The sequence below is a fragment of the Klebsiella sp. F11 genome (assembly GCF_056712265.1).
Map to the genome: position 1 here is coordinate 5,610,245 of NZ_CM160060.1, position 21,672 is coordinate 5,631,916.

20 protein-coding genes and 1 pseudogene are annotated in these 21,672 nt (G+C 55.9%); 13 read left to right on the forward strand and 8 right to left on the reverse strand.

Going from position 1 to position 21,672, the window contains the following annotated elements:
* Positions 1-42: 42 nt before the first annotated feature.
* Together AC1M2H_RS27540 and mdtD are read left to right on the forward strand one after the other, a co-directional pair.
* Positions 43-744, forward strand: coding sequence for a FadR/GntR family transcriptional regulator (locus tag AC1M2H_RS27540; RefSeq protein WP_480149817.1), 702 nt, complete (start codon positions 43-45; stop codon positions 742-744).
* Positions 745-754: 10 nt separating this feature from the next.
* Complete coding sequence (mdtD, locus tag AC1M2H_RS27545) at positions 755-2,152, forward strand: multidrug transporter subunit MdtD (protein ID WP_480149818.1); 1,398 nt, start codon at positions 755-757, stop codon at positions 2,150-2,152.
* On the opposite strand, the gene rbsR is transcribed toward mdtD, so the two are convergent.
* The 7 genes from rbsR to kup all read right to left on the reverse strand — a co-directional run bounded on the left by rbsR (position 2,149) and on the right by kup (position 10,056).
* On the reverse strand, positions 2,149-3,141 hold the full coding sequence (rbsR, locus tag AC1M2H_RS27550) for a ribose operon transcriptional repressor RbsR (protein WP_480149819.1): 993 nt from the start codon (positions 3,139-3,141) through the stop codon (positions 2,149-2,151). The genes mdtD and rbsR overlap by 4 nt on opposite strands.
* Before the next feature lie 3 nt (positions 3,142-3,144).
* Positions 3,145-4,077 (reverse strand): ribokinase, encoded by a 933-nt coding sequence (rbsK, locus tag AC1M2H_RS27555; protein ID WP_480149820.1) that lies wholly within the window; start codon positions 4,075-4,077, stop codon positions 3,145-3,147.
* A gap of 99 nt (positions 4,078-4,176) precedes the next feature.
* Positions 4,177-5,067 carry a ribose ABC transporter substrate-binding protein RbsB gene (rbsB, locus tag AC1M2H_RS27560; RefSeq protein WP_426813673.1) on the reverse strand — a complete coding sequence of 297 codons (891 nt, stop codon included), beginning with the start codon at positions 5,065-5,067 and terminating at the stop codon, positions 4,177-4,179.
* Between the two features lie 27 nt (positions 5,068-5,094).
* On the reverse strand, positions 5,095-6,060 hold the full coding sequence (rbsC, locus tag AC1M2H_RS27565; protein ID WP_426813674.1) for a ribose ABC transporter permease: 966 nt from the start codon (positions 6,058-6,060) through the stop codon (positions 5,095-5,097).
* A gap of 5 nt (positions 6,061-6,065) precedes the next feature.
* Entirely contained in the window at positions 6,066-7,571 is a 1,506-nt protein-coding gene (gene rbsA / locus AC1M2H_RS27570) for a ribose ABC transporter ATP-binding protein RbsA (RefSeq protein ID WP_480149821.1), read from the reverse strand.
* 10 nt (positions 7,572-7,581) lie between these two features.
* Positions 7,582-8,001 (reverse strand): D-ribose pyranase, encoded by a 420-nt coding sequence (gene rbsD / locus AC1M2H_RS27575; protein ID WP_480149822.1) that lies wholly within the window; start codon positions 7,999-8,001, stop codon positions 7,582-7,584.
* 186 nt (positions 8,002-8,187) lie between these two features.
* Positions 8,188-10,056 carry a low affinity potassium transporter Kup gene (kup, locus tag AC1M2H_RS27580; protein WP_480149823.1) on the reverse strand — a complete coding sequence of 623 codons (1,869 nt, stop codon included), beginning with the start codon at positions 10,054-10,056 and terminating at the stop codon, positions 8,188-8,190.
* Between the two features lie 338 nt (positions 10,057-10,394).
* On the opposite strand from kup, the gene ravA reads away from it, so the two are divergent.
* Both ravA and viaA read left to right on the forward strand, forming a co-directional pair.
* Positions 10,395-11,894 carry an ATPase RavA gene (gene ravA, locus AC1M2H_RS27585; RefSeq protein ID WP_480149824.1) on the forward strand — a complete coding sequence of 500 codons (1,500 nt, stop codon included), beginning with the start codon at positions 10,395-10,397 and terminating at the stop codon, positions 11,892-11,894.
* Positions 11,891-13,339 (forward strand): ATPase RavA stimulator ViaA, encoded by a 1,449-nt coding sequence (gene viaA / locus AC1M2H_RS27590; RefSeq protein WP_480149825.1) that lies wholly within the window; start codon positions 11,891-11,893, stop codon positions 13,337-13,339. The genes ravA and viaA overlap by 4 nt, the downstream gene beginning before the upstream one ends.
* Before the next feature lie 8 nt (positions 13,340-13,347).
* Here the strand turns inward: viaA and asnA are convergent.
* Positions 13,348-14,339: pseudogene (gene asnA, locus AC1M2H_RS27595) on the reverse strand (aspartate--ammonia ligase).
* A 151-nt stretch (positions 14,340-14,490) separates the two neighbouring features.
* On the opposite strand from asnA, the gene asnC reads away from it, so the two are divergent.
* The 9 genes from asnC (at position 14,491) to atpH (ending at position 21,664) form a co-directional block, all read left to right on the forward strand.
* Entirely contained in the window at positions 14,491-14,949 is a 459-nt protein-coding gene (gene asnC / locus AC1M2H_RS27600) for a transcriptional regulator AsnC (RefSeq protein WP_045853727.1), read from the forward strand.
* A 91-nt stretch (positions 14,950-15,040) separates the two neighbouring features.
* Positions 15,041-15,481, forward strand: a complete 441-nt coding sequence (gene mioC / locus AC1M2H_RS27605) for an FMN-binding protein MioC (RefSeq protein ID WP_480149826.1) — start codon at positions 15,041-15,043, stop codon at positions 15,479-15,481.
* A 381-nt stretch (positions 15,482-15,862) separates the two neighbouring features.
* Positions 15,863-17,752 (forward strand): tRNA uridine-5-carboxymethylaminomethyl(34) synthesis enzyme MnmG, encoded by a 1,890-nt coding sequence (mnmG, locus tag AC1M2H_RS27610; protein ID WP_480149827.1) that lies wholly within the window; start codon positions 15,863-15,865, stop codon positions 17,750-17,752.
* Positions 17,753-17,860: 108 nt separating this feature from the next.
* Positions 17,861-18,484 (forward strand): 16S rRNA (guanine(527)-N(7))-methyltransferase RsmG, encoded by a 624-nt coding sequence (gene rsmG / locus AC1M2H_RS27615; protein WP_480149828.1) that lies wholly within the window; start codon positions 17,861-17,863, stop codon positions 18,482-18,484.
* A gap of 616 nt (positions 18,485-19,100) precedes the next feature.
* On the forward strand, positions 19,101-19,481 hold the full coding sequence (gene atpI, locus AC1M2H_RS27620; RefSeq protein ID WP_480149829.1) for a F0F1 ATP synthase subunit I: 381 nt from the start codon (positions 19,101-19,103) through the stop codon (positions 19,479-19,481).
* A gap of 8 nt (positions 19,482-19,489) precedes the next feature.
* Positions 19,490-20,305, forward strand: a complete 816-nt coding sequence (gene atpB / locus AC1M2H_RS27625) for a F0F1 ATP synthase subunit A (protein WP_041143359.1) — start codon at positions 19,490-19,492, stop codon at positions 20,303-20,305.
* Positions 20,306-20,352: 47 nt separating this feature from the next.
* Positions 20,353-20,592 carry a F0F1 ATP synthase subunit C gene (atpE, locus tag AC1M2H_RS27630; protein WP_000429386.1) on the forward strand — a complete coding sequence of 80 codons (240 nt, stop codon included), beginning with the start codon at positions 20,353-20,355 and terminating at the stop codon, positions 20,590-20,592.
* 53 nt (positions 20,593-20,645) lie between these two features.
* A complete protein-coding gene (gene atpF, locus AC1M2H_RS27635) occupies positions 20,646-21,116 on the forward strand; it encodes a F0F1 ATP synthase subunit B (RefSeq protein WP_041143358.1) in 471 nt (156 codons plus the stop codon).
* 14 nt (positions 21,117-21,130) lie between these two features.
* The gene (gene atpH, locus AC1M2H_RS27640; protein WP_480149830.1) at positions 21,131-21,664 is read left to right on the forward strand and encodes a F0F1 ATP synthase subunit delta; all 534 of its coding nucleotides are present in this window, start codon (positions 21,131-21,133) and stop codon (positions 21,662-21,664) included.
* Positions 21,665-21,672 lie beyond the last annotated feature (8 nt).

Here is a 21,672-nt window from a genome sequence, read left to right on the forward strand (position 1 = left end):
GTGGCATACTGATAGAGTAGAAAAGAGAAAGGAACGGCATTTATGTCTCTAAGCGCACAGCAACTGGCGGCACAGAAAAACATCTCCTGGGTACTGGCGGAGAAACTGGCCCAAAAAATTCTAACCGGCGAATATCAGCCGGAAAGTATTCTCCCCGGCGAAATGGAGCTGGGCGAACAGTTTGGCGTCAGCCGAACGGCGGTACGAGAGGCGGTCAAGACGCTGACAGCGAAAGGTATGTTATTGCCGCGCCCGCGCATCGGTACCCGGGTTATGCCACGCAGTAGCTGGAACTTTCTCGACAAGGAGCTGCTCTCCTGGTGGTTAACGGAAGATAACTTCGAAGAGGTGGTGACCCATTTCCTCGTCATGCGCAGCAGCCTTGAGCCGCAGGCCTGCTTCCTGGCCGCTACCCTGGGCAGCGCGGAGCAGAAAGCGCAGCTCAACAGCTTAATGGAAGAGATGGGTGAGCTGAAAAGGCGCTTCCAGCGCGAGCGCTGGATTGAAGTCGATATGGCCTGGCATGAGCACATCTATGAAATGAGCGGTAATCCTTTCCTGATCTCTTTCGCCTCGCTATTTCATTCGGTCTATCACACCTACTTCACCTCTATTACCCAAAATGAAGTGGTGAAGCTCGATCTCCACCAGGCCATTGTTGACGCGATTCTGAACAGCGACGGCCCGCAGGCGCTCAGCGCCAGTCAGGCCCTGCTGAGCGCGCCAAACCATTCAGCTAAATAAAGGGTTCCGCATGACCGAGAAGAAAGGGCGTAGTATGGCCGGACTGCCGTGGATTGCGGCGATGGCCCTTTTTATGCAGGCGCTGGACGCCACCATTCTGAATACCGCCCTTCCGGCAATAGCCCATAGCCTCAACCGTTCGCCGCTGGCAATGCAATCCGCGATCATCAGCTATACGCTAACGGTGGCGATGCTCATTCCGGTCAGCGGGTGGCTGGCCGACCGCTTCGGCACGCGTAAAGTGTTTATTATTGCCGTTGGCCTGTTTACGCTCGGCTCCCTCGCCTGCGCGCTTTCCGGCTCCCTGGCGGAGCTGGTCATCTTTCGCGTCATTCAGGGGATCGGCGGCGCGATGATGATGCCGGTCGCGCGGCTGGCGTTACTGCGGGCCTATCCGCGCAGCGAGCTGCTGCCGGTGCTGAACTTCGTGACGATGCCGGGGCTGGTCGGCCCGATTCTCGGACCCGTGCTCGGCGGCGTGCTGGTGACCTGGGCCAGCTGGCACTGGATTTTCCTGATCAATATTCCCATTGGCATTATTGGCATCCTTTACGCGCGTAAATGCATGCCGAACTTCACTACCCCACGTCGCCGCTTCGATACCCGCGGATTTTTGCTGTTTGGGCTGAGCCTGGTGCTGTTTTCCAGCGGCATCGAACTGTTTGGCGAGAAAATCGTCGCCACATGGATCGCGCTGGCGATTATCACCCTGAGCGTCCTTTTGCTGCTGGCCTATGTCCGCCACGCCCGCCGCCATCCCACGCCGCTGATCTCGCTTTCTTTATTTAAGACCCGAACCTTTTCCGTGGGGATCGCCGGCAATCTGGCCACCCGTCTGGGCACGGGCTGCGTGCCGTTCCTGATGCCGCTGATGCTGCAGGTCGGTTTTGGCTACCCGGCGATTATCGCCGGCTGCATGATTGCGCCGACCGCCGTCGGCTCTATTATCGCAAAGTCCACCGTCACGCAGATTCTGCGCTGGCTCGGCTACCGGAAAACGCTGGTTGGGGTCACGATATTTATCGGCCTGATGATCGCCCAGTTCTCGCTCCAGTCGCCCGCGATGCCGGTCTGGATGCTGCTGCTGCCGCTGTTTGTTCTGGGGATGGCGATGTCCACTCAGTTCACCTCAATGAACACCATTACGCTTGCCGACCTGACCGATGATAATGCCAGCAGCGGCAACAGCCTGCTGGCGGTCACGCAGCAGCTATCAATCAGTCTCGGGGTTGCGATTAGCGCGGCAGTACTGCGCTTCTATGAAGGATTCGACAGCGCCAATACCGTGGAGCAGTTTCACTACACCTTTATTACGATGGGCGCGATCACCGTGGTGTCCGCGCTGGTGTTTATGCTGTTAAAAGCGAAGGATGGCCGCAACCTGATAAAGGAACGGCACAAACGCTAAGCTGAACCGCGAACGATAAGCTCGGGCGTGAGCTGCACGCGCTGCTGCTGCTGTCCGGGATCGGCCATCCGGTGGATCAGCACATCAATCGCCAGCTCGCCCAGCTCATCCTTCGGCTGATGGATAGTCGTCAGCGGCGGCGTCATATAGCGGGCCAGCTCAATATCGTCATAGCCCACCAGCGCCATATCCTGCGGAATACGCAGCCCGGCCAGGTAAAGCGACTGATACGCCCCAAACGCCATGGCGTCGTTGCCGACAAATACTGCCTGCGGCCGTTCAGATAACGTCAGCAGCTCCTGCATCGCGCTGAATCCGCCGCCAAACTCAAAGTCGCCGCTAATCACGTATCCCTCCGCTATCTCCAGCCCGGCGCGGGACATCGCGGCGTGATAACCTTCCAGGCGCAGCCGCGACGGCGTTTTATCCCGCGGACCGGCAATACAGGCGATCCGGGTATGCCCCTGATCAATCAGGTACTGGGTCGCCATATCGCCGCCCAGCAGCGAGTTATCCTGAATCAGATCGCTGTCGCCATCAAACGGCGCCCAGTCCATCATCACCGTTGGCACCGAAGGATAGCGCTGCATAATTTCTGGCGAAGGCTGATGGGTCTCGGTACAGAGCAGCAGTAAACCATCAACGCGCTTTTGCATTAGCGTTTCCAGATTACTGTTCATGCGCTGCTCATCGCCTTCCGTATTGCACAGCACCAGGCTATAGCCGCGTTCAAAACAGCTACGCTCTACGCCGCGCACCAGCTCAGAGTAAAACGGGTTGGTACTGGCAGTGATGAGCATACCGATGGTACGGGTTTGATTGAGCTTGAGGCTACGCGCCAGAGCGGACGGCGCGTAGTTAAGATTTTTGATCGCCGCGTCCACTTTGGCGGTAACCGCCTCGCTGACGAAACGATCTTTATTAATGACGTGGGAAACCGTCGAGGTGGAAACGCCCGCCTCGCGGGCCACATCCTTCATGGTAGCCAAGCGTTACCCCTGTTGACGTAAAAATTCGTCGATTTCTTTTCGCCACGGCACTGAAGGCTGAGCGCCCTTGCGGGTAACGGCAATGGCGGCAGCGGCATGGGCGAAGCGGATAGCGTCTGCCAGCGCGGTGCCCTCCAGTAAGGCGGTCACTAAGGCGCCGTTAAAGGTATCGCCTGCGGCAATGGTATCGATGGCCTGAACCTTAAAGCCCGGAACCCGGCGGCCTTCACCGTCGTGGCTCACCCAGACGCCGCGGCTGCCCAGCGTGATAATAACGGTGCCGATGCCTTTCTTGTGGAGCGCGTTAGCCGCTTTGGCCGCATCGTCATCGTTTTCGACGCGAATACCGGTCAGCTTCTCCGCTTCCGTTTCATTAGGCGTGATGATGTCCACCAGCGCCAGCAGCTCATCCGACAGCTCGCGCGCCGGGGCCGGATTCAGCACCACGCTTGTTTGATGCTGATGAGCGATTTTGGCCGCCGCCAGCACGCTCTCCAGCGGCGACTCCAGCTGCATCAGCAGCGCATCCGCGTCGGCAATCCGCGTCTTCTCCGCCTCCACCTGGGCGACGGAAAGCGCGGCATTGGCGCCGGCATGAATGCCGATGACATTCTCACCTTCACCGTTAACAAAGATCAGCGCCACGCCGGTTGATTCATCTTTTACCGCACGTACCGGCGCGATGTCGATGTTATCGCTCGCCAGCTGGCGACGAACGCGCTCGCCGATATCGTCATCGCCGGTACAGGCGATAAACGCAATATTTGCCCCGCTGCGCCCGGCGGCAACGGCCTGGTTGGCCCCTTTACCGCCGAAAGCTACCTGATAATGGTTACCGGTGACGGTTTCGCCCGGCGTCGGGAAAGATTTAAGGTTAAGAATGTGATCGGCATTGATGCTGCCAAGGACGACAAGTTTGCCTGAGGTTTTCATCATTTGAGTTCCCGGGAAAGCGCGCCACCGGACTCCGGTGGCGCATGCCCTGCTTTTCTTTTTTATGTTGTCCCTCGGACCGTTGCCGGCCCGAATCGCATATTACTGCTTAATGACCAGTTTCAGCTCAACCGGATAGCTGGCATCCACTTTTTCGCCCTTCAGCACTTTATCAGCAGTCTCGACGCCTTTCACGCCGATCTGCTCAGGCAGCTGGGCGATGGTCGCAGCCAGTTTGCCACTATTTACCGCTTTCTCGCCATCCGGAGTACCGTCAAATCCAACCACCATCACATCGGATTTACCCGCCGTTTGTAAAGCACGCAGCGCACCCAGCGCCATTTCGTCGTTCTGAGCAAATACCGCCTGCACGTCCGGATGCGCCGTCAGCAGGTTCTGCATGACGTTCAGGCCCTTGGTACGGTCGAAATCTGCCGGCTGGCTCGCCAGCACGTTAAATTTGTGCGCCGCTACGGCCTGCTTAAAGCCTTCGCCACGTTCGCGCGCCGCGGATGTCCCTGCGATACCCTGCAGCTCAATAACCTTCGCGTTCTCGCCCGCTTTCTGCGCAATATAGTCGCCGGCCATTTTGCCGCCGAGCACGTTATCAGAAGCAATATGGCTGACCACGTCGCCTTTTGCCGCCTGGCGGTCAAGGGTAATAACCGGGATCTTCGCCTGGTTAGCCATCTTCACGGCGTTACCTACCGCATCAGAGTCGGTCGGGTTGATCAGCAGCAGCTTAGCGCCGCGCACCGTCAAATCCTGCACGTTGGCCAGCTCTTTCGCCGGGTTATTTTGCGAATCCAGCACCACCAGGTTGTAGCCCAGCTTGTCGGCTTCTTTCTGCGCGCCATCTTTCAGGGAGACGAAGAACGGGTTGTTAAGAGTCGAGATAACCAGGGCAATGGTATCTTTCGCCATCGCGTTGGCGCTCACGGTCGCGCTTAAAGCAACAGCAGATACCAGGGTCGCCAGTTTTTTCATATTCATAGTTAAGATGTCCTGTAGAGTTCTTAGTTACTGCTTTTTGTTATCTACCAGTACCGCCAGCAAAATAACCACCGCTTTTACGATCATCTGGTAATAGGAAGAAACGCCTAATAGGTTCAAGCCGTTATTCAGGAAGCCGAGGATCAGCGCGCCGATCAGGGTGCCGACGATACGCCCCTTGCCGCCGGCCAGGCTGGTACCGCCCAGCACCACCGCGGCAATGGCATCCAGTTCATAGCCGGTCCCCGCCGTCGGCTGCGCGGAGGAGAGGCGCGCCACTTCGATAATGCCCGCCAGCGAAGCCAGCAGGCCGCACAGTGAGTAGACGATGATTTTGACTTTATTGACGCTGATGCCGGACAGCCGCGTGGCCGCTTCGTTGCCGCCCAGCGCGTAGATATAGCGGCCCAGACGCGTGTGGTGCAGCATGTACCAGGCGGCCAGGAAGACGATCGCCATAATCCACACCGGCGTCGGAACCCCTAACGGGCGGCCGATACCAAACCAGCCAAACAGATCGGCATTATCAGTAAACCCGGTATTGACCGGGCTGCCGTTGGTGTAGACCATCGTCACCCCGCGCAGCAGCAGCATCATCACCAGCGTGGCGATAAAGGCCTGCACGCGCCCCTTAGCCACAATCACGCCGGTCACTGCGCCAATCGCCGCGCCTAAGGCAAGCGCCGCGGCGATCGCCACCAGCGCATTAACCTCCAGGCCGACAATCGATGCCGCGACCGCGCCGGTCAGCGCCAGCAGGGACCCCACCGACAGGTCGATCCCCGAGGTGAGAATAACCAGCGTCATCCCCACCGCCATAATGGCGTTAACCGACGTCTGCTGCAGGATATTGAACAGGTTATTGACGGTAAAAAAGTTGGGGCTCATGGTCGAGACAATCGCTATCAGCACCAGCAGGGCAATCAGCGATTTTTGCTCCATCAGCCATGCCTTTGTGAAATAGCGGCGACCAGCAACAGCCTGGGTTGTCATCTTTTTTACTCCTGATTCACACGGTTAAGCTTGCCCACAGCGGCAGCCATCAATACTTCCTGGGTGGCCTGCTCGCGTGTAAATTCACCGCCGAGATGCCCTTCATGCATCACAATGATGCGATCGCTCATGCCTAACACTTCCGGCATCTCCGAAGAGACCAGAATGATGCTCAGACCATCGGCTTTAAACTGGTTAATCAGCTGGTAGATCTCTTTCTTCGCCCCCACGTCAACGCCGCGGGTAGGCTCATCAAGGATCAGGACCTTCGGGCGGGTCATCAGCCCGCGGGCGATGGCCACCTTCTGCTGGTTACCGCCGGAGAGCAGGCCAATCGCCTGCTCCATCGATGGCGTTTTGACATTGAACAAGCGGATAAAATCGCCCACCGCCTGCTGTTCATCTTTATGCTTCAGCCGGCCGCCGGCGTGGCTGAAGTAGCGCAGCGCGGTCAGCGACATATTTTCCTTAACCGACATGCCGAGGACTAAGCCATCGCGCTTGCGGTCTTCGGAGATATAAACGATGCCGTTTGCCAGACCATCCTGCGGGGAGCGGGTGACCACTTCGTGCCCGTCGAGGGTGACGGAGCCGCTGCTGCGCGCCAGCGCGCCGTACAGGACCTTCATCAGCTCCGTGCGCCCGGCGCCCATCAGCCCGGCGACGCCCAGGATCTCCCCCTGGCGCAGGGTAAAGGAGACGTTTTCCACGCCCGGCCCGCACAGGTTATCAACCTTGAGACGCACGGCGCCCGGCGCTTTATCCAGGCGCGGATACTGGTCTTCCAGCTTGCGGCCGACCATCATCTCAATCAGCAGGTCTTCGTCCAGGCTCGCCACCTCGCGCTCGGCAATAAACTGCCCGTCGCGAAAGACGGTAACGTCATCGCAAATCTCGAAGATCTCTTTCATACGGTGGGAGATATAGACTATTCCACGCCCCTGAGACTTCAGCTCGCGGATAACGCGGAACAGAGAGTCCGTTTCGGTGTCGGTCAGGGCGTCCGTCGGCTCATCCATGATGATGACCTTCGACTCAAAGCTCAGCACCTTGGCGATTTCAACCATCTGCTGGTCGCCGATCGACAGATCGCCCACCAGCTTCTGACTGTTAAAACGTAAGTTCAGCTTCGCCAGCAGCTTGTCCGCTTCGGCATACATCGTTTTCCAGTCGATTTTGCCAAACCGGTTAACGAACTCGCGGCCGAGGAAAATATTTTCCGCGATCGTCAGCTGGGGGATCAGGTTGAGCTCCTGGTGGATAATACCGATCCCGGCTTCCTGGGAGGATTTCGGCCCGCTGAAGGTGGTCTCTTTTCCTAACCACGTTAAGGAGCCGGCGTCGCGGGCGTAGATCCCGGTCAGCACCTTCATCATGGTGGACTTACCGGCGCCGTTTTCGCCCACCAGCGCCATCACCCGGCCGGCATAGACGTTGAGCGCGGCGCCGGAGAGCGCTTTGACGCCCGGGAACGCTTTATCGATCCCTTTTAATTGCAATAAGGCTTCCATATCGGCGACCTCAGAACGTGACGCCGGCACAGAGAATGACGTTCGCAAACGGGGAACACTCCCCGCTGCGAATCACCGCCTGACTATCCGCGGTTTGTTTTTTAAACTGCTCATGACTGGTGTAACGAATTTCAATGGTGTTTCCCTGGTATTGCTGCAGCAGCTCAAGGTGAGTGAGCAACGTCGCATGGAGCTGCGGATTATGAGTTTTAATCTCTTCCGCAAGGATCGCCGCCTCAACCTGCATTTCCGTCGTTACCACCTCCAGAACCTGCATAAAGGAGGGAACGCCCTGGGTTAACGCCATATCAATACGCGCGCTGCTGCGGGGAACCGGCAACCCGGCGTCGCAAACCACCAGCGTATCGGTATGACCCAGGCGGGAGATAACCGAGGAAATATCAGCGTTAAGTACGGTACCTTTTTTCATTTTTCTCTTCTGCTCCAGTAGCGAAACGTTTCGCTGAACAGAGTATTGTCAAAGTGCGCGCAGAAAACCACCGCCAGAAGAGAGAAATGTGATCGCCATCGAAACGTTTCGCAACGCGCGGGGAGAGAAAAGTGAACGCAGGCCAATAGCGGTAAAAAGCCCTTCGCAAGGAAGGGCTTCGGAACATCAAATTTCGACCTGGGTACCCAGCTCAATGACCCGGTTAGGCGGGATCTCAAACTGATCCGGCGCCCGCAGGGCGTTGCGCTGCAGCAGCAGATAGAGCTTGCCGCGCAGGCGCAGATACCACGGTCGTTTACCGATAATCAGCGATTCATGCGACATGAAGAACGAGGTTTCCATCATCCGGCAGCTCAGCCCTTCCAGCCCGCAGCGGTGGAAAACCTCTTCCATATTCGGCGTTTCGCGCCAGCCGTAGCTCGCCACCACGCGCCAGAACGACGGTGAGATTTGCTCGATCTGCACCCGGCGAACGTTATGCACGTAAGGCGCATCTTCGGTCCGCAGCGTCAGCAGGATCACCCGCTCATGCAGCACCTTGTTGTGCTTGAGGTTGTGCAACAGAGCAAACGGAATGACGTTCAGGGCGCGGGACATATACACCGCAGTGCCCGGAACGCGGACCGGCGGCGATTTCTCCAGCGAGGAGATCATCGCTTCCAGCGAGTTGCCGTGTTCGTGCATCCGGCGCAGCAGGCGGAAACGCTCGCTCTTCCAGGTGGTCATCACGGTGAACATCACCAGACCGAGGGTCAGCGGCAGCCAGCCACCGGAGACGATCTTATCGAGGTTGGCCGAGAACAACGGCAGGTCGATGCACATAAAGGCAATAAACAGCAGCGCCACGAGGAATTTATTCCAGTGCCAGTTCTGACGCGCCACGGTGGTGAACAGAATGGTGGTCAGCACCATTGTTCCCGTCACCGCAATACCGTACGCCGCCGCCAGGTTGGAGGAGTGCTCGAAGCTAATAATCACGATGACCACCGAAACGTACAGCAGCCAGTTGATGAACGGGATATAGATCTGCCCGGATTCCATCTCGGAGGTATGAATGATGCGCATTGGCGACAGATAGCCGAGGCGCACCGCCTGGCGGGTCAACGAAAAGACCCCGGAGATAACCGCCTGGGAGGCAATCACCGTCGCCAGAGCGGCGATAATCAGCATCGGGATCAGCGCCCATTCGGGCGCCAGCAGGAAGAACGGGTTTTTAATCGCCTCAGGATGCTTGAGCAGCAGGGCCCCCTGGCCGAAGTAGTTCAGCACCAGCGAAGGCAGCACCACCGAGAACCAGGCCAGGCGAATAGGCAATTTGCCGAAGTGGCCCATATCGGCATACAGCGCCTCAACGCCGGTAATGGAGAGCACCACCGCCCCGAGGGCGACAAAAGAGACGGTCTTATATTCGAGGAAGAAGTGCACCGCCCAGTACGGGTTCAGCGCCTGCAGGACTTGCGGATTCGCAATAATGCTGCGCGCGCCGAGCACCGCCAGCAGCAGGAACCAAATCAGCATAATCGGCGCAAACAGCTTACCCACCATACTGGTGCCGTGCTTCTGGATGGCAAACAGCAGGGTCAGCACAATGATGGAGATCGGGACAATCCAGGTATCCAGATTGGGTGCAATAATTTCCAGCCCCTCAATCGCCGACATCACCGAGATCGCCGGGGTAATGACCACCTCGCCATAGAAGAAGCTGCCGCCAATCAGCCCGAGGATAACCAGCACCGAGGTTGTTCGCGCGGAGGTATTGCGCCCCGCCAGCGACATTAGCGTCAGGATCCCCCCCTCACCGGCGTTGTCCGCCCGCATAACGAAGGTAATATATTTGAGTGATACGGTAAAAATTAACAGCCAGAAAATTAGCGATAGAAAGCCAAAAACAGCATCACGTTCAACGCCAAACCCAAACTGACCTGACAGACATTCACGTAGCGTATACAGCGGGCTGGTACCAATATCGCCGTACACCACGCCGATTGCCGCCAGCGTTACTGCCGGAAGCGATTGCTTATTATCAGAGCTCATAGACTAGTCTTTTCGTTTATACATATCATTTTTCAAGCTGCTTCTGCGCTGCTGGCGTCCAGAAATCCCGGTCACATAGCCGTGCGCCAGGGGATTTCATCCCTTGCTGCCTTGCCGCAACTTGAATGTTTTTGTGTATATAAAACAAATGTGTTCCCGGTCCTCAGGCTCACAAAAAGCGCACAGTATGCACGATTATTTGCTGAATCGTACCCCTAACGGACATCATATTAACCTGGCTCAAAGAAAATAAATCGAATCTTCAGGCTATTACCGCACCTAATCAAACATCTATACTCGACTCAATAACGACACATGAAAAAGCATGCAACTCAATTATGGCTCAATCACATTTACTGGCAGAAAGAATTTCCCGGCTGAGCGCGGCGCTGGAAAAAGGTTTATTTGAACGCAGCCACGCGATACGACTCTGTCTGCTGGCCGCGCTCAGCGGCGAGAGCGTGTTTTTGCTGGGCCCGCCGGGTATCGCTAAAAGCCTGATCGCCCGCCGTCTCAAATTCGCCTTCCAGCAGGCTCGCGCCTTTGAATACCTGATGACCCGCTTCTCGACTCCGGAAGAGGTTTTTGGTCCGCTGTCGATCCAGGCTCTGAAGGATGAAGGCCGTTACGAACGCTTAACCGCAGGCTACCTGCCGGAAGCGGAGATCGTCTTCCTCGATGAGATCTGGAAAGCCGGCCCGGCCATTCTTAATACCCTGCTGACCGCGATCAACGAACGCCATTTCCGCAACGGCGCCAGCGAGGTGAAAATCCCGATGCGCCTGCTGGTGGCGGCCTCCAACGAACTCCCGGAAACGGATAGCAGCCTGGAAGCGCTGTATGACCGAATGCTGATCCGCCTGTGGCTCGACAAGGTACAGGATAAAACCAACTTCCGTTCCATGCTGCTCAGCCAGCAGGATGAAAACAGCAATCCCGTCCCGGCATCCCTGCAGATTAGCAGCGAAGAGTTTGCCCAATGGCAGCAGGATATCAGCGGCGTGAAGCTGACGGATGGCGTATTCGAACTGATCTATCAGCTGCGCCAACAGCTGGAGACGCAGCCCAAAGCGCCCTACGTTTCGGACCGCCGCTGGAAAAAGGCTATTCGCCTGCTGCAGGCCAGCGCCTTCTTCAGCGGCCGCGATACCATCGCGCCCATCGACCTGATCCTGCTGAAAGACTGCCTGTGGCACGACATCGAAAGCATGAACCTGATGTCGCAGCTGCTGGAAACCCTGATGACCAACCACGCCTGGCAGCAGCAGGCGATGCTGACGCGTCTCGGCGCGATTACCCAACGGCGTATTCAGATCCAGCAGCAGCACAGCGACAAAACCGCGCTGAAGGTCACCCGTCTCGGCGGCATGTTCAGCCGGAAAGCGCACTATGAGCTTCCCGCCGACGTAGAAGGAACCACGCTTCTTTTACTGCTGCAGCAGCCGCTTAAGCTGCACGATATGGAGGTCATCCATATTACCTTTACCCGCGAGGAGCTCTCCCACTGGCTGGAGAAGGGCGGCGAGATCCGCGGCAAGCTCAACGGCATTGGTTTTGCCCAGCCGCTAAATATGGATGTCGATACCAGCCAGCATCTGGTGGTGCGCGACGTCAGCCTGCAGGGTTCGCGGCTGGCTCTTCCCGGCAGCGAAGCGCAGGAAAACATGCCGGCGGAGATCAGGCAGCAGCTGGAAGCCCTCGACGACGAGTGGCATCAGCAGCACAACCGCTTTAGCGAACAGCAAAAATGTCTGTTTATTCCCGGTGACTGGCTGGGACGTATCGAAGCCAGCCTGCAGGACGTCGGGGCGCAGATCAAACAGGCCCGTCAGCCATGACGCTGGATATGCTGAATGTCATGCTGGCAGTCAGCGAAGAGGGGATGATCGAAGAGATGCTGCTGGCGCTGCTGGCCTCCCCGCAGCTTGCCGTTTTCTTTGAGAAATTCCCGCGGCTGAAGAATATTATCGCCGCCGATATCCCGCGCTGGCGCGAAGCCGTCAGAGCCAGGCTAAAAGAGACGCATATCCCGCCCGAGCTCGATGCTGAAGTGCAGAACTATCAGCGGTCGCAGCTTCTTTCGACCTCGCAGTTTATCGTTCAGCTGCCGCAAATTCTTACGCAGCTGCACAAGCTTGAGTCCCCTTTTGCCGCCCAGGCCCAGCAGCTGGCGGATGATAACCCGCACTTTACGCCCGCGTTGCACACCCTGTTTCTGCAGCGCTGGCGTCTGAGCCTGGTGGTGCAGGCCACCACCCTCAACCAGCAGCTGCTGGATGAAGAACGCGATCGGCTGCTCAACACCATGCAGGAGCGGATGACCCTCAGCGGCCAGCTCGATCCGGTGCTGGTGGAAAACGATAACTCGGCAGGGCGCCTGTGGGATATGAGCGCAGGCGAGCTGAAGCGAGGCGATTATCAGCTGATCGTTCGCTATGGCGATTTTCTTACGCAGCAGCCGGAGCTGATGCAGCTGGCTGAACAGCTCGGGCGCTCGCGGGAAGCAAAATCGGTCCCGAAAAAGGATGCGCCGATGGAGGCTTTTCGCAGCCTCGTTCGTGAACCGGCCACGGTACCGGAGCAGGTTGACGGCCTGCAGCAAAGTGACGATATCCTACGCCTGCTTCCGCCGGAGCTGGCCACCCTCGGGATCACCGAACTGGAGTTCGAGTTCTACCGCAAGCTGGTGGAAAAACAGCTGCTGACCTACCGGCTGCACGGCGACGCATGGCGGGAAAAAATTACCGAACGGCCGGTTATCCACCAGGATTTTGACGAGCAGCCGCGCGGGCCATTTATCGTCTGCGTCGATACGTCGGGATCGATGGGCGGCTTCAACGAACAGTGCGCCAAGGCCTTTTGCCTGGCGTTAATGCGGATTGCGCTGGCGGACAACCGGCACTGCTTTATTATGCTGTTTTCCAGCGAAGTGGTGCACTACGAGCTCACCGGCCCGCAGGGACTGGAGCAGGCGATTCGCTTCCTCAGCCAGCGCTTTCGCGGCGGTACCGATCTGGCCAGCTGTTTTCGCGCCATTATCGAACGCATGCAAAACCCGCAGTGGGCCGATGCCGATGCGGTGGTGATTTCCGATTTTATCGCCCAGCGCCTGCCGGACGAGGTGATCGGTAAGGTGGGAGATCTTCAGCGCAGGCACCAGCATCGCTTCCACGCGGTGGCGATGTCGGCGCATGGCAAACCCGGGATCATGCGCATCTTCGATCATATCTGGCGCTTTGATACCGGGCTGCGCAGCCGCCTGCTGAGACGCTGGCGGCGTTAAGAAGCGAATTAAAGCAGGGAAGCGACGCTTTCACGGACCTGTGCAGGCCATACGCCGCACTGGACCTGGCCGATGTGATCGAGCTGCAGCAGCAGCATCGTCAAGCGCGACTGGCCAATACCGCCGCCGATGGTCTGCGGCATTTCGCCGCGCAGCAGCGCCTGGTGCCACTCCAGCTTCAGGCGATCCTCATCACCGGTGATCGCCAGCTGGCGCTTCAGGGCCTCGGCATCGACGCGGATCCCCATAGAGGAAAGCTCAAAAGCATCTTCCAGAACCGGGTTCCACACCAGAATATCGCCGTTCAGGCCGGCAAAACCTTCGGCAGCCTCGGTGCTCCAGTCATCATAATCCGGCGCACGAACGTCGTGGCGCTGGCCGTCGGTCAGCTTGCCGCCAATCCCGATGAGGAATACGGCGCCCAGCTCTTTGGCGATCGCCCGCTCGCGCCCTTTAGCATCGAGATCCGGGTAGCGGCTCAGCAGCTCCTGGCTATGAACAAACTGGATCTGCTCCGGCAGGAACGGCGTCAGGCCAAACTCTTTGCCGACGGCGGCTTCGGTCGCTTTGATCCCGGCATAGATGGCTTTTACGGTGGATTTCAGCGTCCCGTCGTGGCGTTCGTCGTCGCCCATCACGCGCTCCCAGTCCCACTGGTCAACGTAAACGGAGTGGATGGCGGTCAGCCGGTCTTCGTCGGGGCGAAGGGCCTTCATGTGCGTGTACAGCCCTTCGCCCGCGCTGAAGTCGTGTTGTCCCAGGGTTTGCCGCTTCCATTTAGCCAGGGAATGAACGACTTCAAACTGGGCGTCCGGCAGCGTTTTCACTTTACCTGAACCGCTTTTTCGCAGCCAGACAGGTTGTCCTGAGTCCCGTCCCCGACGCGGCTTAAAATGGGAGCCTGGACTTCGATCAGGCCCAGTTTGTCTTCCAGCTGGCGGGAAAAGTGAGACTTAACGAAGCTGATCTGGCGTTGTTTTGCGATATATGCGGTTTTCATTTTTATGACTCCTGCGTCCTGTTGCTTTTGATTAAGCAACAAAACAGGCCGTCAATTCAATAATCAAACAACAAAAAGGCGCATACACTTTTGATTCATTAAAATATAGGGCTAATATAGAAAGAACCTTCAAACATCATAAGAAAAACCTATGGAAAATTATCAGATCGACAATCTGGACCGCGGCATCCTTGAAGCCTTAATGGCCAATGCGCGCACCGCCTACGCCGAACTGGCCAAACAGTTTGGCGTCAGCCCGGGGACTATCCACGTGCGCGTGGAGAAGATGAAGCAGGCGGGCATTATTACCGGCGCGCGAATCGACGTGAATCCGAAGCAGCTCGGCTATGACGTCTGCTGCTTTATCGGCATTATCCTGAAAAGCGCCAAAGACTACCCTTCCGCGCTGGCCAGGCTGGAGAGCCTGGATGAAGTGACCGAGGCATACTATACCACCGGCCACTACAGCATCTTTATTAAGGTAATGTGCCGCTCGATCGACGCCCTCCAGCAGGTACTTATCAACAAGATCCAAACAATCGATGAAATTCAGTCCACCGAGACGCTGATCTCCCTGCAAAACCCGATTATGCGCACCATCCGCCCGTGATCGGGCTTTTTTAATCCCACATTTTCCACAGGTAGATCCCAGCTCACACACAGCGTACAATGTGCCACACTGAATAAATGAGCGGACGATCATGGCAGACATTACTCTTATCAGCGGCAGCACCTTAGGCAGTGCGGAATATGTAGCGGAGCATCTGGCGGAAAAGCTGGAAGAAGCGGGCTACAGCAGCGAAATCCAGCATGGCCCGCTGATTGAGGATCTGCCGACGGACGGGATCTGGCTGGTTATCTCCTCGACTCACGGCGCCGGCGATATTCCTGACAACCTGACGCCTTTCTATGAGGCGCTGCAGGAGAAGGAAGCGGACCTGTCGGGCATACGCTTTGGCTTAGTCGGGATCGGCAGCCGGGAATATGACACTTTCTGTGGCGCAATCGACAAGATTGACGATGCGTTAAAGGCGTGCGGGGCAAAACAGATCGGCGAAACGCTGAAAATTAACGTCCTCGATCATGAAATTCCGGAAGATCCGGCCGAGATTTGGCTGGGATCCTGGAAAAATTTGATCTGATTTTTGTAAAGATCGCTCGATCATCTGTGGATAAATGTGCTTAAAACCGTTGATCAACCGGTAGTTATCCAAAGTATAACCGTTGCCTTGTTTTTGAGCTGTGCATAACCCTTCATTTTGATCCCAGCTTATACGGAACAGGATCACCGATAGTTCACAGTAAGTGATCCTCCTTAACCGATTGATCTTAAAACGCGGATCCGGCTTATCCACAGAGAGCTTCGATCCTAATAAGAGATCACAATAAAACAGATCTCTAAATAAAAGATCTTCTTTTAAATACTCAAGATCCCGGAGCTTTCTCGGAAGTCGAAAGTTGAGTAGAATCCACGGCCCGGGCTTCAATCCATTTTCAAACCGCTTTATGCGAGGCATACCACCATGTTTTATCAGGATCCTTTTGACGTCATCATCATTGGCGGGGGTCATGCAGGCACTGAGGCCGCAATGGCCGCAGCGCGAATGGGTCAGCAGACCCTGCTTTTGACACACAATATCGACACTCTGGGGCAGATGAGCTGCAACCCGGCGATTGGCGGCATTGGGAAAGGACACCTGGTAAAAGAAGTGGATGCTCTTGGCGGCCTGATGGCGAAAGCGATCGACCACGCGGGCATTCAGTTTAGGATACTAAACGCAAGCAAAGGCCCGGCAGTGCGCGCCACTCGCGCTCAGGCAGACCGCGTGCTCTACCGCCAGGCGGTACGTACCGCGCTGGAGAACCAGCCCAACCTGATGATCTTCCAGCAGGCGGTTGAGGATCTTATTGTCGAAAACGATCGCGTTGTCGGCGCAGTGACCCAGATGGGGCTGAAGTTTCGCGCCAAAGCGGTGGTCCTGACCGTCGGTACCTTCCTCGACGGCAAGATCCACATCGGACTGGATAACTACAGCGGCGGTCGTGCTGGCGATCCGCCGGCTATCTCGCTTTCCCGCCGCCTGCGTGAACTGCCGCTGCGCGTCAGTCGTTTGAAAACCGGTACTCCGCCGCGTATTGACGCGCGCACCATCGATTTCAGCGTCCTGGCGCAGCAACACGGCGATGACCCAATGCCGGTATTCTCGTTCATGGGATCCGCGGATCAGCATCCGCGCCAGGTTCCGTGCTACATCACCCACACCAACGAGAAAACGCACGACGTCATCCGCAATAACCTCGACCGCAGCCCGATGTACGCCGGGGTGATTGAAGGGATCGGCCCGCGCTACTGCCCGTCGATCGAAGATAAGGTGATGCGCTTTGCCGATCGCAACCAGCATCAGATCTTCCTCGAGCCGGAAGGGCTGACCTCTAACGAAATTTATCCGAACGGCATCTCCACCAGCCTGCCGTTCGACGTACAGATGCAGATTGTTCGCTCAATGCAGGGTATGGAGAACGCCAAAATCGTTCGCCCGGGCTACGCTATTGAGTATGATTTCTTCGATCCGCGCGACCTGAAACCAACGCTGGAAAGCAAATATATCCAGGGTCTGTTCTTCGCCGGCCAGATTAACGGCACCACCGGCTACGAAGAGGCGGCGGCCCAGGGCCTGCTTGCCGGTCTCAACGCCGGTCGCTTCTCTGCGGAAAAAGAGGGCTGGGCGCCGGGTCGCTCTCAGGCCTACCTGGGCGTGCTGGTAGACGATCTCTGCACCCTCGGAACCAAAGAACCGTACCGCATGTTTACCTCCCGCGCGGAGTATCGCCTGATGCTGCGTGAAGATAATGCCGATCTGCGCCTGACCGAACAGGGTCGCGAGCTGGGTCTGGTGGATGATGAGCGCTGGGCGCGCTTCAATCAGAAGCTGGAAAGCATTGAGCTTGAGCGTCAGCGGCTGAAAACGAGCTGGGTGAACCCGCTGGCCGAAAGCGCTGAAGAAGTGAACGCTCACCTCACCTCACCGCTCTCACGCGAAGCCAGCGGCGAAGATCTGCTCCGTCGTCCGGAGATGACCTATCAGCAGCTGGTGCAGCTATCGCCTTTCGCGCCGGGTCTGCAGGATGCGCAGGCGGCTGAGCAGGTTGAGATCCAGGTTAAGTATGAAGGCTATATCGCTCGCCAGCAGGATGAGATCGCAAGACAGCTGCGCAACGAGAATACCTTGCTGCCCGCTACGCTTGATTATCGCCAGGTCATTGGGCTCTCCAATGAGGTAATTGCCAAGCTGAACGATCATAAGCCATCTTCAATCGGCCAGGCGTCGCGCATTTCTGGCATAACGCCTGCGGCAATCTCCATTTTGCTGGTTTGGCTGAAAAAGCAGGGGATGCTGCGCCGCAGCGCCTGATCCTCAGGCAGGTTTTTGGCGGATAGCTTCCCGTTATCCGCCTCGTTGTTCATCGGCCCGGTAAGCGTTTTCGCCTCCGGGCTCATTATTTTTAGACAGGTACCGATCGTGCTCAACAAACTTTCTCGTCTCCTGGATGAAGCGGCTATTACGCTCACCGATCATCAGAAAAATCAGCTGGTGGCGTATGTTGGACTGCTGGATAAGTGGAACAAAGCCTACAACCTGACCTCCGTTCGCGACCCGAATGAGATGCTGGTGCGGCATATTCTCGACAGTATCGTCGTTGCCCCCTATCTTCAGGGAAGCCGTTTTATCGATGTCGGTACCGGTCCCGGGCTGCCCGGCATTCCGCTGGCTATCGTTTGCCCTGAGTCACATTTCACCCTGCTGGACAGCCTCGGCAAGCGCGTGCGCTTTCTCCGTCAGGTTCAGCATGAGCTCAAGCTCGAGAACGTGACGCCGGTGCAGAGCCGGGTAGAGGCGTTCCCGGCCGAGCCGCCGTTTGATGGGGTGATCAGCCGCGCGTTCGCCTCGCTGAGTGATATGGTGAGCTTGTGTCATCATCTGCCGGCTGAAGAGGGCCATTTTTACGCGCTTAAAGGCGTGGCTCAGGCTGAGGAAATCACCGATTTGCCAGCCGGATACGCGGTGAGTGAGGTGATTAAACTGCATGTTCCTCAGCTGGAAGGGGAGCGTCACCTGGTGGTGATTCACTCAAAAATGATTTAATTTTTATCAAAAAATGTGGAAAAAATGTCGCCTGCGGATGTTACAAAAATGAAGATAACGCCGGGGTAGTATCGGGGGGTATTTAACCTTCTTTTCACTATGGTTTTTCTGACGATTAACTTTTGCCGATTCATTTACCAGCATAATAGTCAACTTAGAAAATATCAGTCCGCTACAAATCAAGGCGCTGAACAGGCATATGGTTGTTAAATATTTATTATAAATGTCAATAAAAGGTTTTTAATGTATGTGGGGTTGTTTTGGAAAAAGTCGCTGGTTTTTATCTTGAATATCAAAAGGATGAAAATGCATGATTTATGAACAAAATTAATTCACGAAAACCTTAAATGTTTATAATGTGATCTAATGCACGCTTTGTAGGCCGTATTTTCTCGGTATTTGCAGTTTTGCATGATCGCTCACAGATTGGCAAAATGCAGGAAAAATTGCCTGTCAGAAAATAATTAAACATTTATTCACTATTTTGCTACTTATTGTTTGAATTCACGGGTTGTCACCGTATAATTTGTCCGCTTTTTGATGCTTGACTCTTCGCCTCAAAGGACGTCTTATACGACACGCGACATACCTCGAAGGGAGCAGGAGTAAAAACGTGATGTCTGTGTCGCTCTTGAGTCGAAACGTTGCTCGTAAGCTTCTGTTTATTCAGTTACTGGCAGTAATAGCAAGTGGACTGCTGTTCAGCCTCAAAGACCCCTTCTGGGGCATCTCCGCAATAGGCGGTGGTTTGGCAGTGGTTGTGCCGAACATTATGTTTATGATTTTTGCCTGGCGTCATCAGGCGCATACACCAGCCAGAGGCCGAATGGCCTGGACCTTCGCTATCGGCGAAGCTTCCAAGGTGTTGCTGACCTTCGCCCTCCTGGTGATGGCGCTGGCCGTTTTCAAAGCGGTATTTTTACCGCTGATAGTGACGTGGGTTTTGGTGCTGGTGGTACAAATTCTGGCACCAGCTGTAATTAACAACAAAGGGTAAAAGGCATCATGGCAGCAGAAAATATGACGCCGCAGGAATACATAGGACACCATCTGAACAACCTTCAGCTGGACCTGCGTACTTTCTCGCTGGTGGATCCGCACAACCCCCCGGCCACCTTCTGGACGCTCAACATTGACTCCATGTTCTTCTCAGTGGTGCTCGGTCTGTTGTTCCTTACCATTTTCCGCAGCGTGGCGAAGAAAGCGACCAGCGGAGTACCAGGTAAACTCCAGACGGCTATCGAGATGACCATTGGCTTCGTCCATGGCAGCGTTAAAGATATGTACCATGGCAAGAGCAAGCTGATTGCTCCTCTGGCCCTCACCGTGTTCGTCTGGGTATTCCTGATGAACCTGATGGATCTGCTGCCAATCGACCTGATTCCTTATATCGGTGAACACATTTTCGGCCTGCCTGCACTGCGCGTGGTTCCGTCTGCGGACGTAAACATCACCCTGTCGATGGCGCTTGGCGTGTTTATCCTGATTCTTTTCTACAGCATCAAAATGAAAGGCGTGGGTGGGTTCGTTAAAGAACTGACGCTGCAGCCGTTCAATCACTGGGCGTTCATTCCTGTCAACTTAATCCTTGAAGGGGTAAGCCTGCTGTCCAAACCTGTTTCACTGGGTCTGCGACTGTTCGGCAACATGTATGCCGGTGAGCTGATTTTCATTCTGATTGCTGGCCTGCTGCCGTGGTGGTCACAGTGGATTCTGAATGTGCCATGGGCCATTTTCCACATCCTGATTATTACGCTGCAAGCCTTCATCTTCATGGTTCTGACGATCGTCTATCTGTCGATGGCATCCGAAGAGCATTGATTTTTACCAACATACTACGTTTTTATTGAAACAAACTGGAGACTGTCATGGAAAACCTGAATATGGATCTGCTGTACATGGCTGCCGCTGTGATGATGGGTCTGGCGGCGATCGGTGCTGCGATCGGTATCGGCATCCTCGGGGGCAAATTCCTGGAAGGCGCAGCGCGTCAACCGGATCTGATTCCTCTGCTGCGTACTCAGTTCTTTATCGTTATGGGTCTGGTGGATGCTATCCCGATGATCGCTGTAGGTCTGGGTCTGTACGTGATGTTTGCTGTCGCGTAGTAAGTTGTACGTAAAAACCTAAGCCACAGAGTTAATTTAAGAGGTATTGTGCTGTGAACATGAACGCAACAATCCTCGGCCAGGCCATCGCGTTTGTTCTTTTCGTATGGTTCTGCATGAAGTACGTATGGCCGCCTTTAATGGCAGCCATCGAAAAGCGGCAGAAAGAGATTTCTGACGGTTTAGCTTCTGCAGAACGCGCTAAGAAGGATTTGGACCTTGCACAGGCCAACGCGACCGACCAGCTGAAAAAAGCGAAAGCGGAAGCCCAGGTAATCATCGAGCAGGCGAACAAGCGTCGCGCTCAGATTCTGGATGAAACTAAAGCTGAAGCAGAACAGGAACGCACCAAAATCGTTGCACAGGCGCAGGCTGAAATTGATGCCGAACGTAAACGTGCTCGTGAGGAGCTGCGTAAGCAGGTCGCTATCCTGGCTGTTGCTGGCGCCGAGAAGATCATCGAACGTTCCGTGGATGAAGCTGCTAACAGCGACATCGTGGATAAACTTGTCGCTGAACTGTAAGGAGGGAGGGGCTGATGTCTGAATTTGTAACGGTAGCTCGCCCCTACGCCAAAGCAGCTTTTGACTTTGCCGTCGAACACAAAGGTGTTGAGCGCTGGCAGGATATGCTGGCGTTTGCCGCTGAAGTGACAAAAAACGAACAAATGGCAGAGCTTCTGTCCGGTGCCCTGGCGCCGGAAACGCTCTCTGAAGCGTTCATCGCGGTCTGCGGCGAGCAGCTCGACGACAGCGGCCAGAACCTGATTCGGGTTATGGCTGAAAACGGTCGTCTGCAGGTGCTCCCGGATGTTCTTGAGCAGTTCATTCACCTGCGCGCTGCCAGTGAGGCAACCGCAGAGGTAGAAGTTATTTCTGCCACCCAACTGAGTGAAGAACAGCTCGCGAAGATCGTCGACGCGATGGAAAAACGTTTGTCACGCAAAGTTAAGCTGAATTGCAAAATCGATAAGTCTGTACTGGCAGGTGTTATCATCCGTGCGGGTGATATGGTCATTGATGGCAGCGTACGCGGCCGTCTTGATCGCCTTGCAGACGTCTTGCAGTCTTAAGGGGACTG

Bases quoted from the DNA above. Each gene is read 5' to 3' on its own strand.
- AC1M2H_RS27540 (WP_480149817.1), top strand. From the start codon at position 43: ATGTCTCTAAGCGCACAGCAACTGGCGGCACAGAAAAACATCTCCTGG.
- mdtD (WP_480149818.1), top strand. From the start codon at position 755: ATGACCGAGAAGAAAGGGCGTAGTATGGCCGGACTGCCGTGGATTGCG.
- rbsK (WP_480149820.1), bottom strand. From the start codon at position 4,077: ATGATGAAAACCTCAGGCAAACTTGTCGTCCTTGGCAGCATCAATGCC.
- rbsB (WP_426813673.1), bottom strand. From the start codon at position 5,067: ATGAATATGAAAAAACTGGCGACCCTGGTATCTGCTGTTGCTTTAAGC.
- rbsC (WP_426813674.1), bottom strand. From the start codon at position 6,060: ATGACAACCCAGGCTGTTGCTGGTCGCCGCTATTTCACAAAGGCATGG.
- rbsA (WP_480149821.1), bottom strand. From the start codon at position 7,571: ATGGAAGCCTTATTGCAATTAAAAGGGATCGATAAAGCGTTCCCGGGC.
- rbsD (WP_480149822.1), bottom strand. From the start codon at position 8,001: ATGAAAAAAGGTACCGTACTTAACGCTGATATTTCCTCGGTTATCTCC.
- kup (WP_480149823.1), bottom strand. From the start codon at position 10,056: ATGAGCTCTGATAATAAGCAATCGCTTCCGGCAGTAACGCTGGCGGCA.
- ravA (WP_480149824.1), top strand. From the start codon at position 10,395: ATGGCTCAATCACATTTACTGGCAGAAAGAATTTCCCGGCTGAGCGCG.
- viaA (WP_480149825.1), top strand. From the start codon at position 11,891: ATGACGCTGGATATGCTGAATGTCATGCTGGCAGTCAGCGAAGAGGGG.
- asnC (WP_045853727.1), top strand. From the start codon at position 14,491: ATGGAAAATTATCAGATCGACAATCTGGACCGCGGCATCCTTGAAGCC.
- mioC (WP_480149826.1), top strand. From the start codon at position 15,041: ATGGCAGACATTACTCTTATCAGCGGCAGCACCTTAGGCAGTGCGGAA.
- mnmG (WP_480149827.1), top strand. From the start codon at position 15,863: ATGTTTTATCAGGATCCTTTTGACGTCATCATCATTGGCGGGGGTCAT.
- atpI (WP_480149829.1), top strand. From the start codon at position 19,101: ATGTCTGTGTCGCTCTTGAGTCGAAACGTTGCTCGTAAGCTTCTGTTT.
- atpB (WP_041143359.1), top strand. From the start codon at position 19,490: ATGGCAGCAGAAAATATGACGCCGCAGGAATACATAGGACACCATCTG.
- atpE (WP_000429386.1), top strand. From the start codon at position 20,353: ATGGAAAACCTGAATATGGATCTGCTGTACATGGCTGCCGCTGTGATG.
- atpH (WP_480149830.1), top strand. From the start codon at position 21,131: ATGTCTGAATTTGTAACGGTAGCTCGCCCCTACGCCAAAGCAGCTTTT.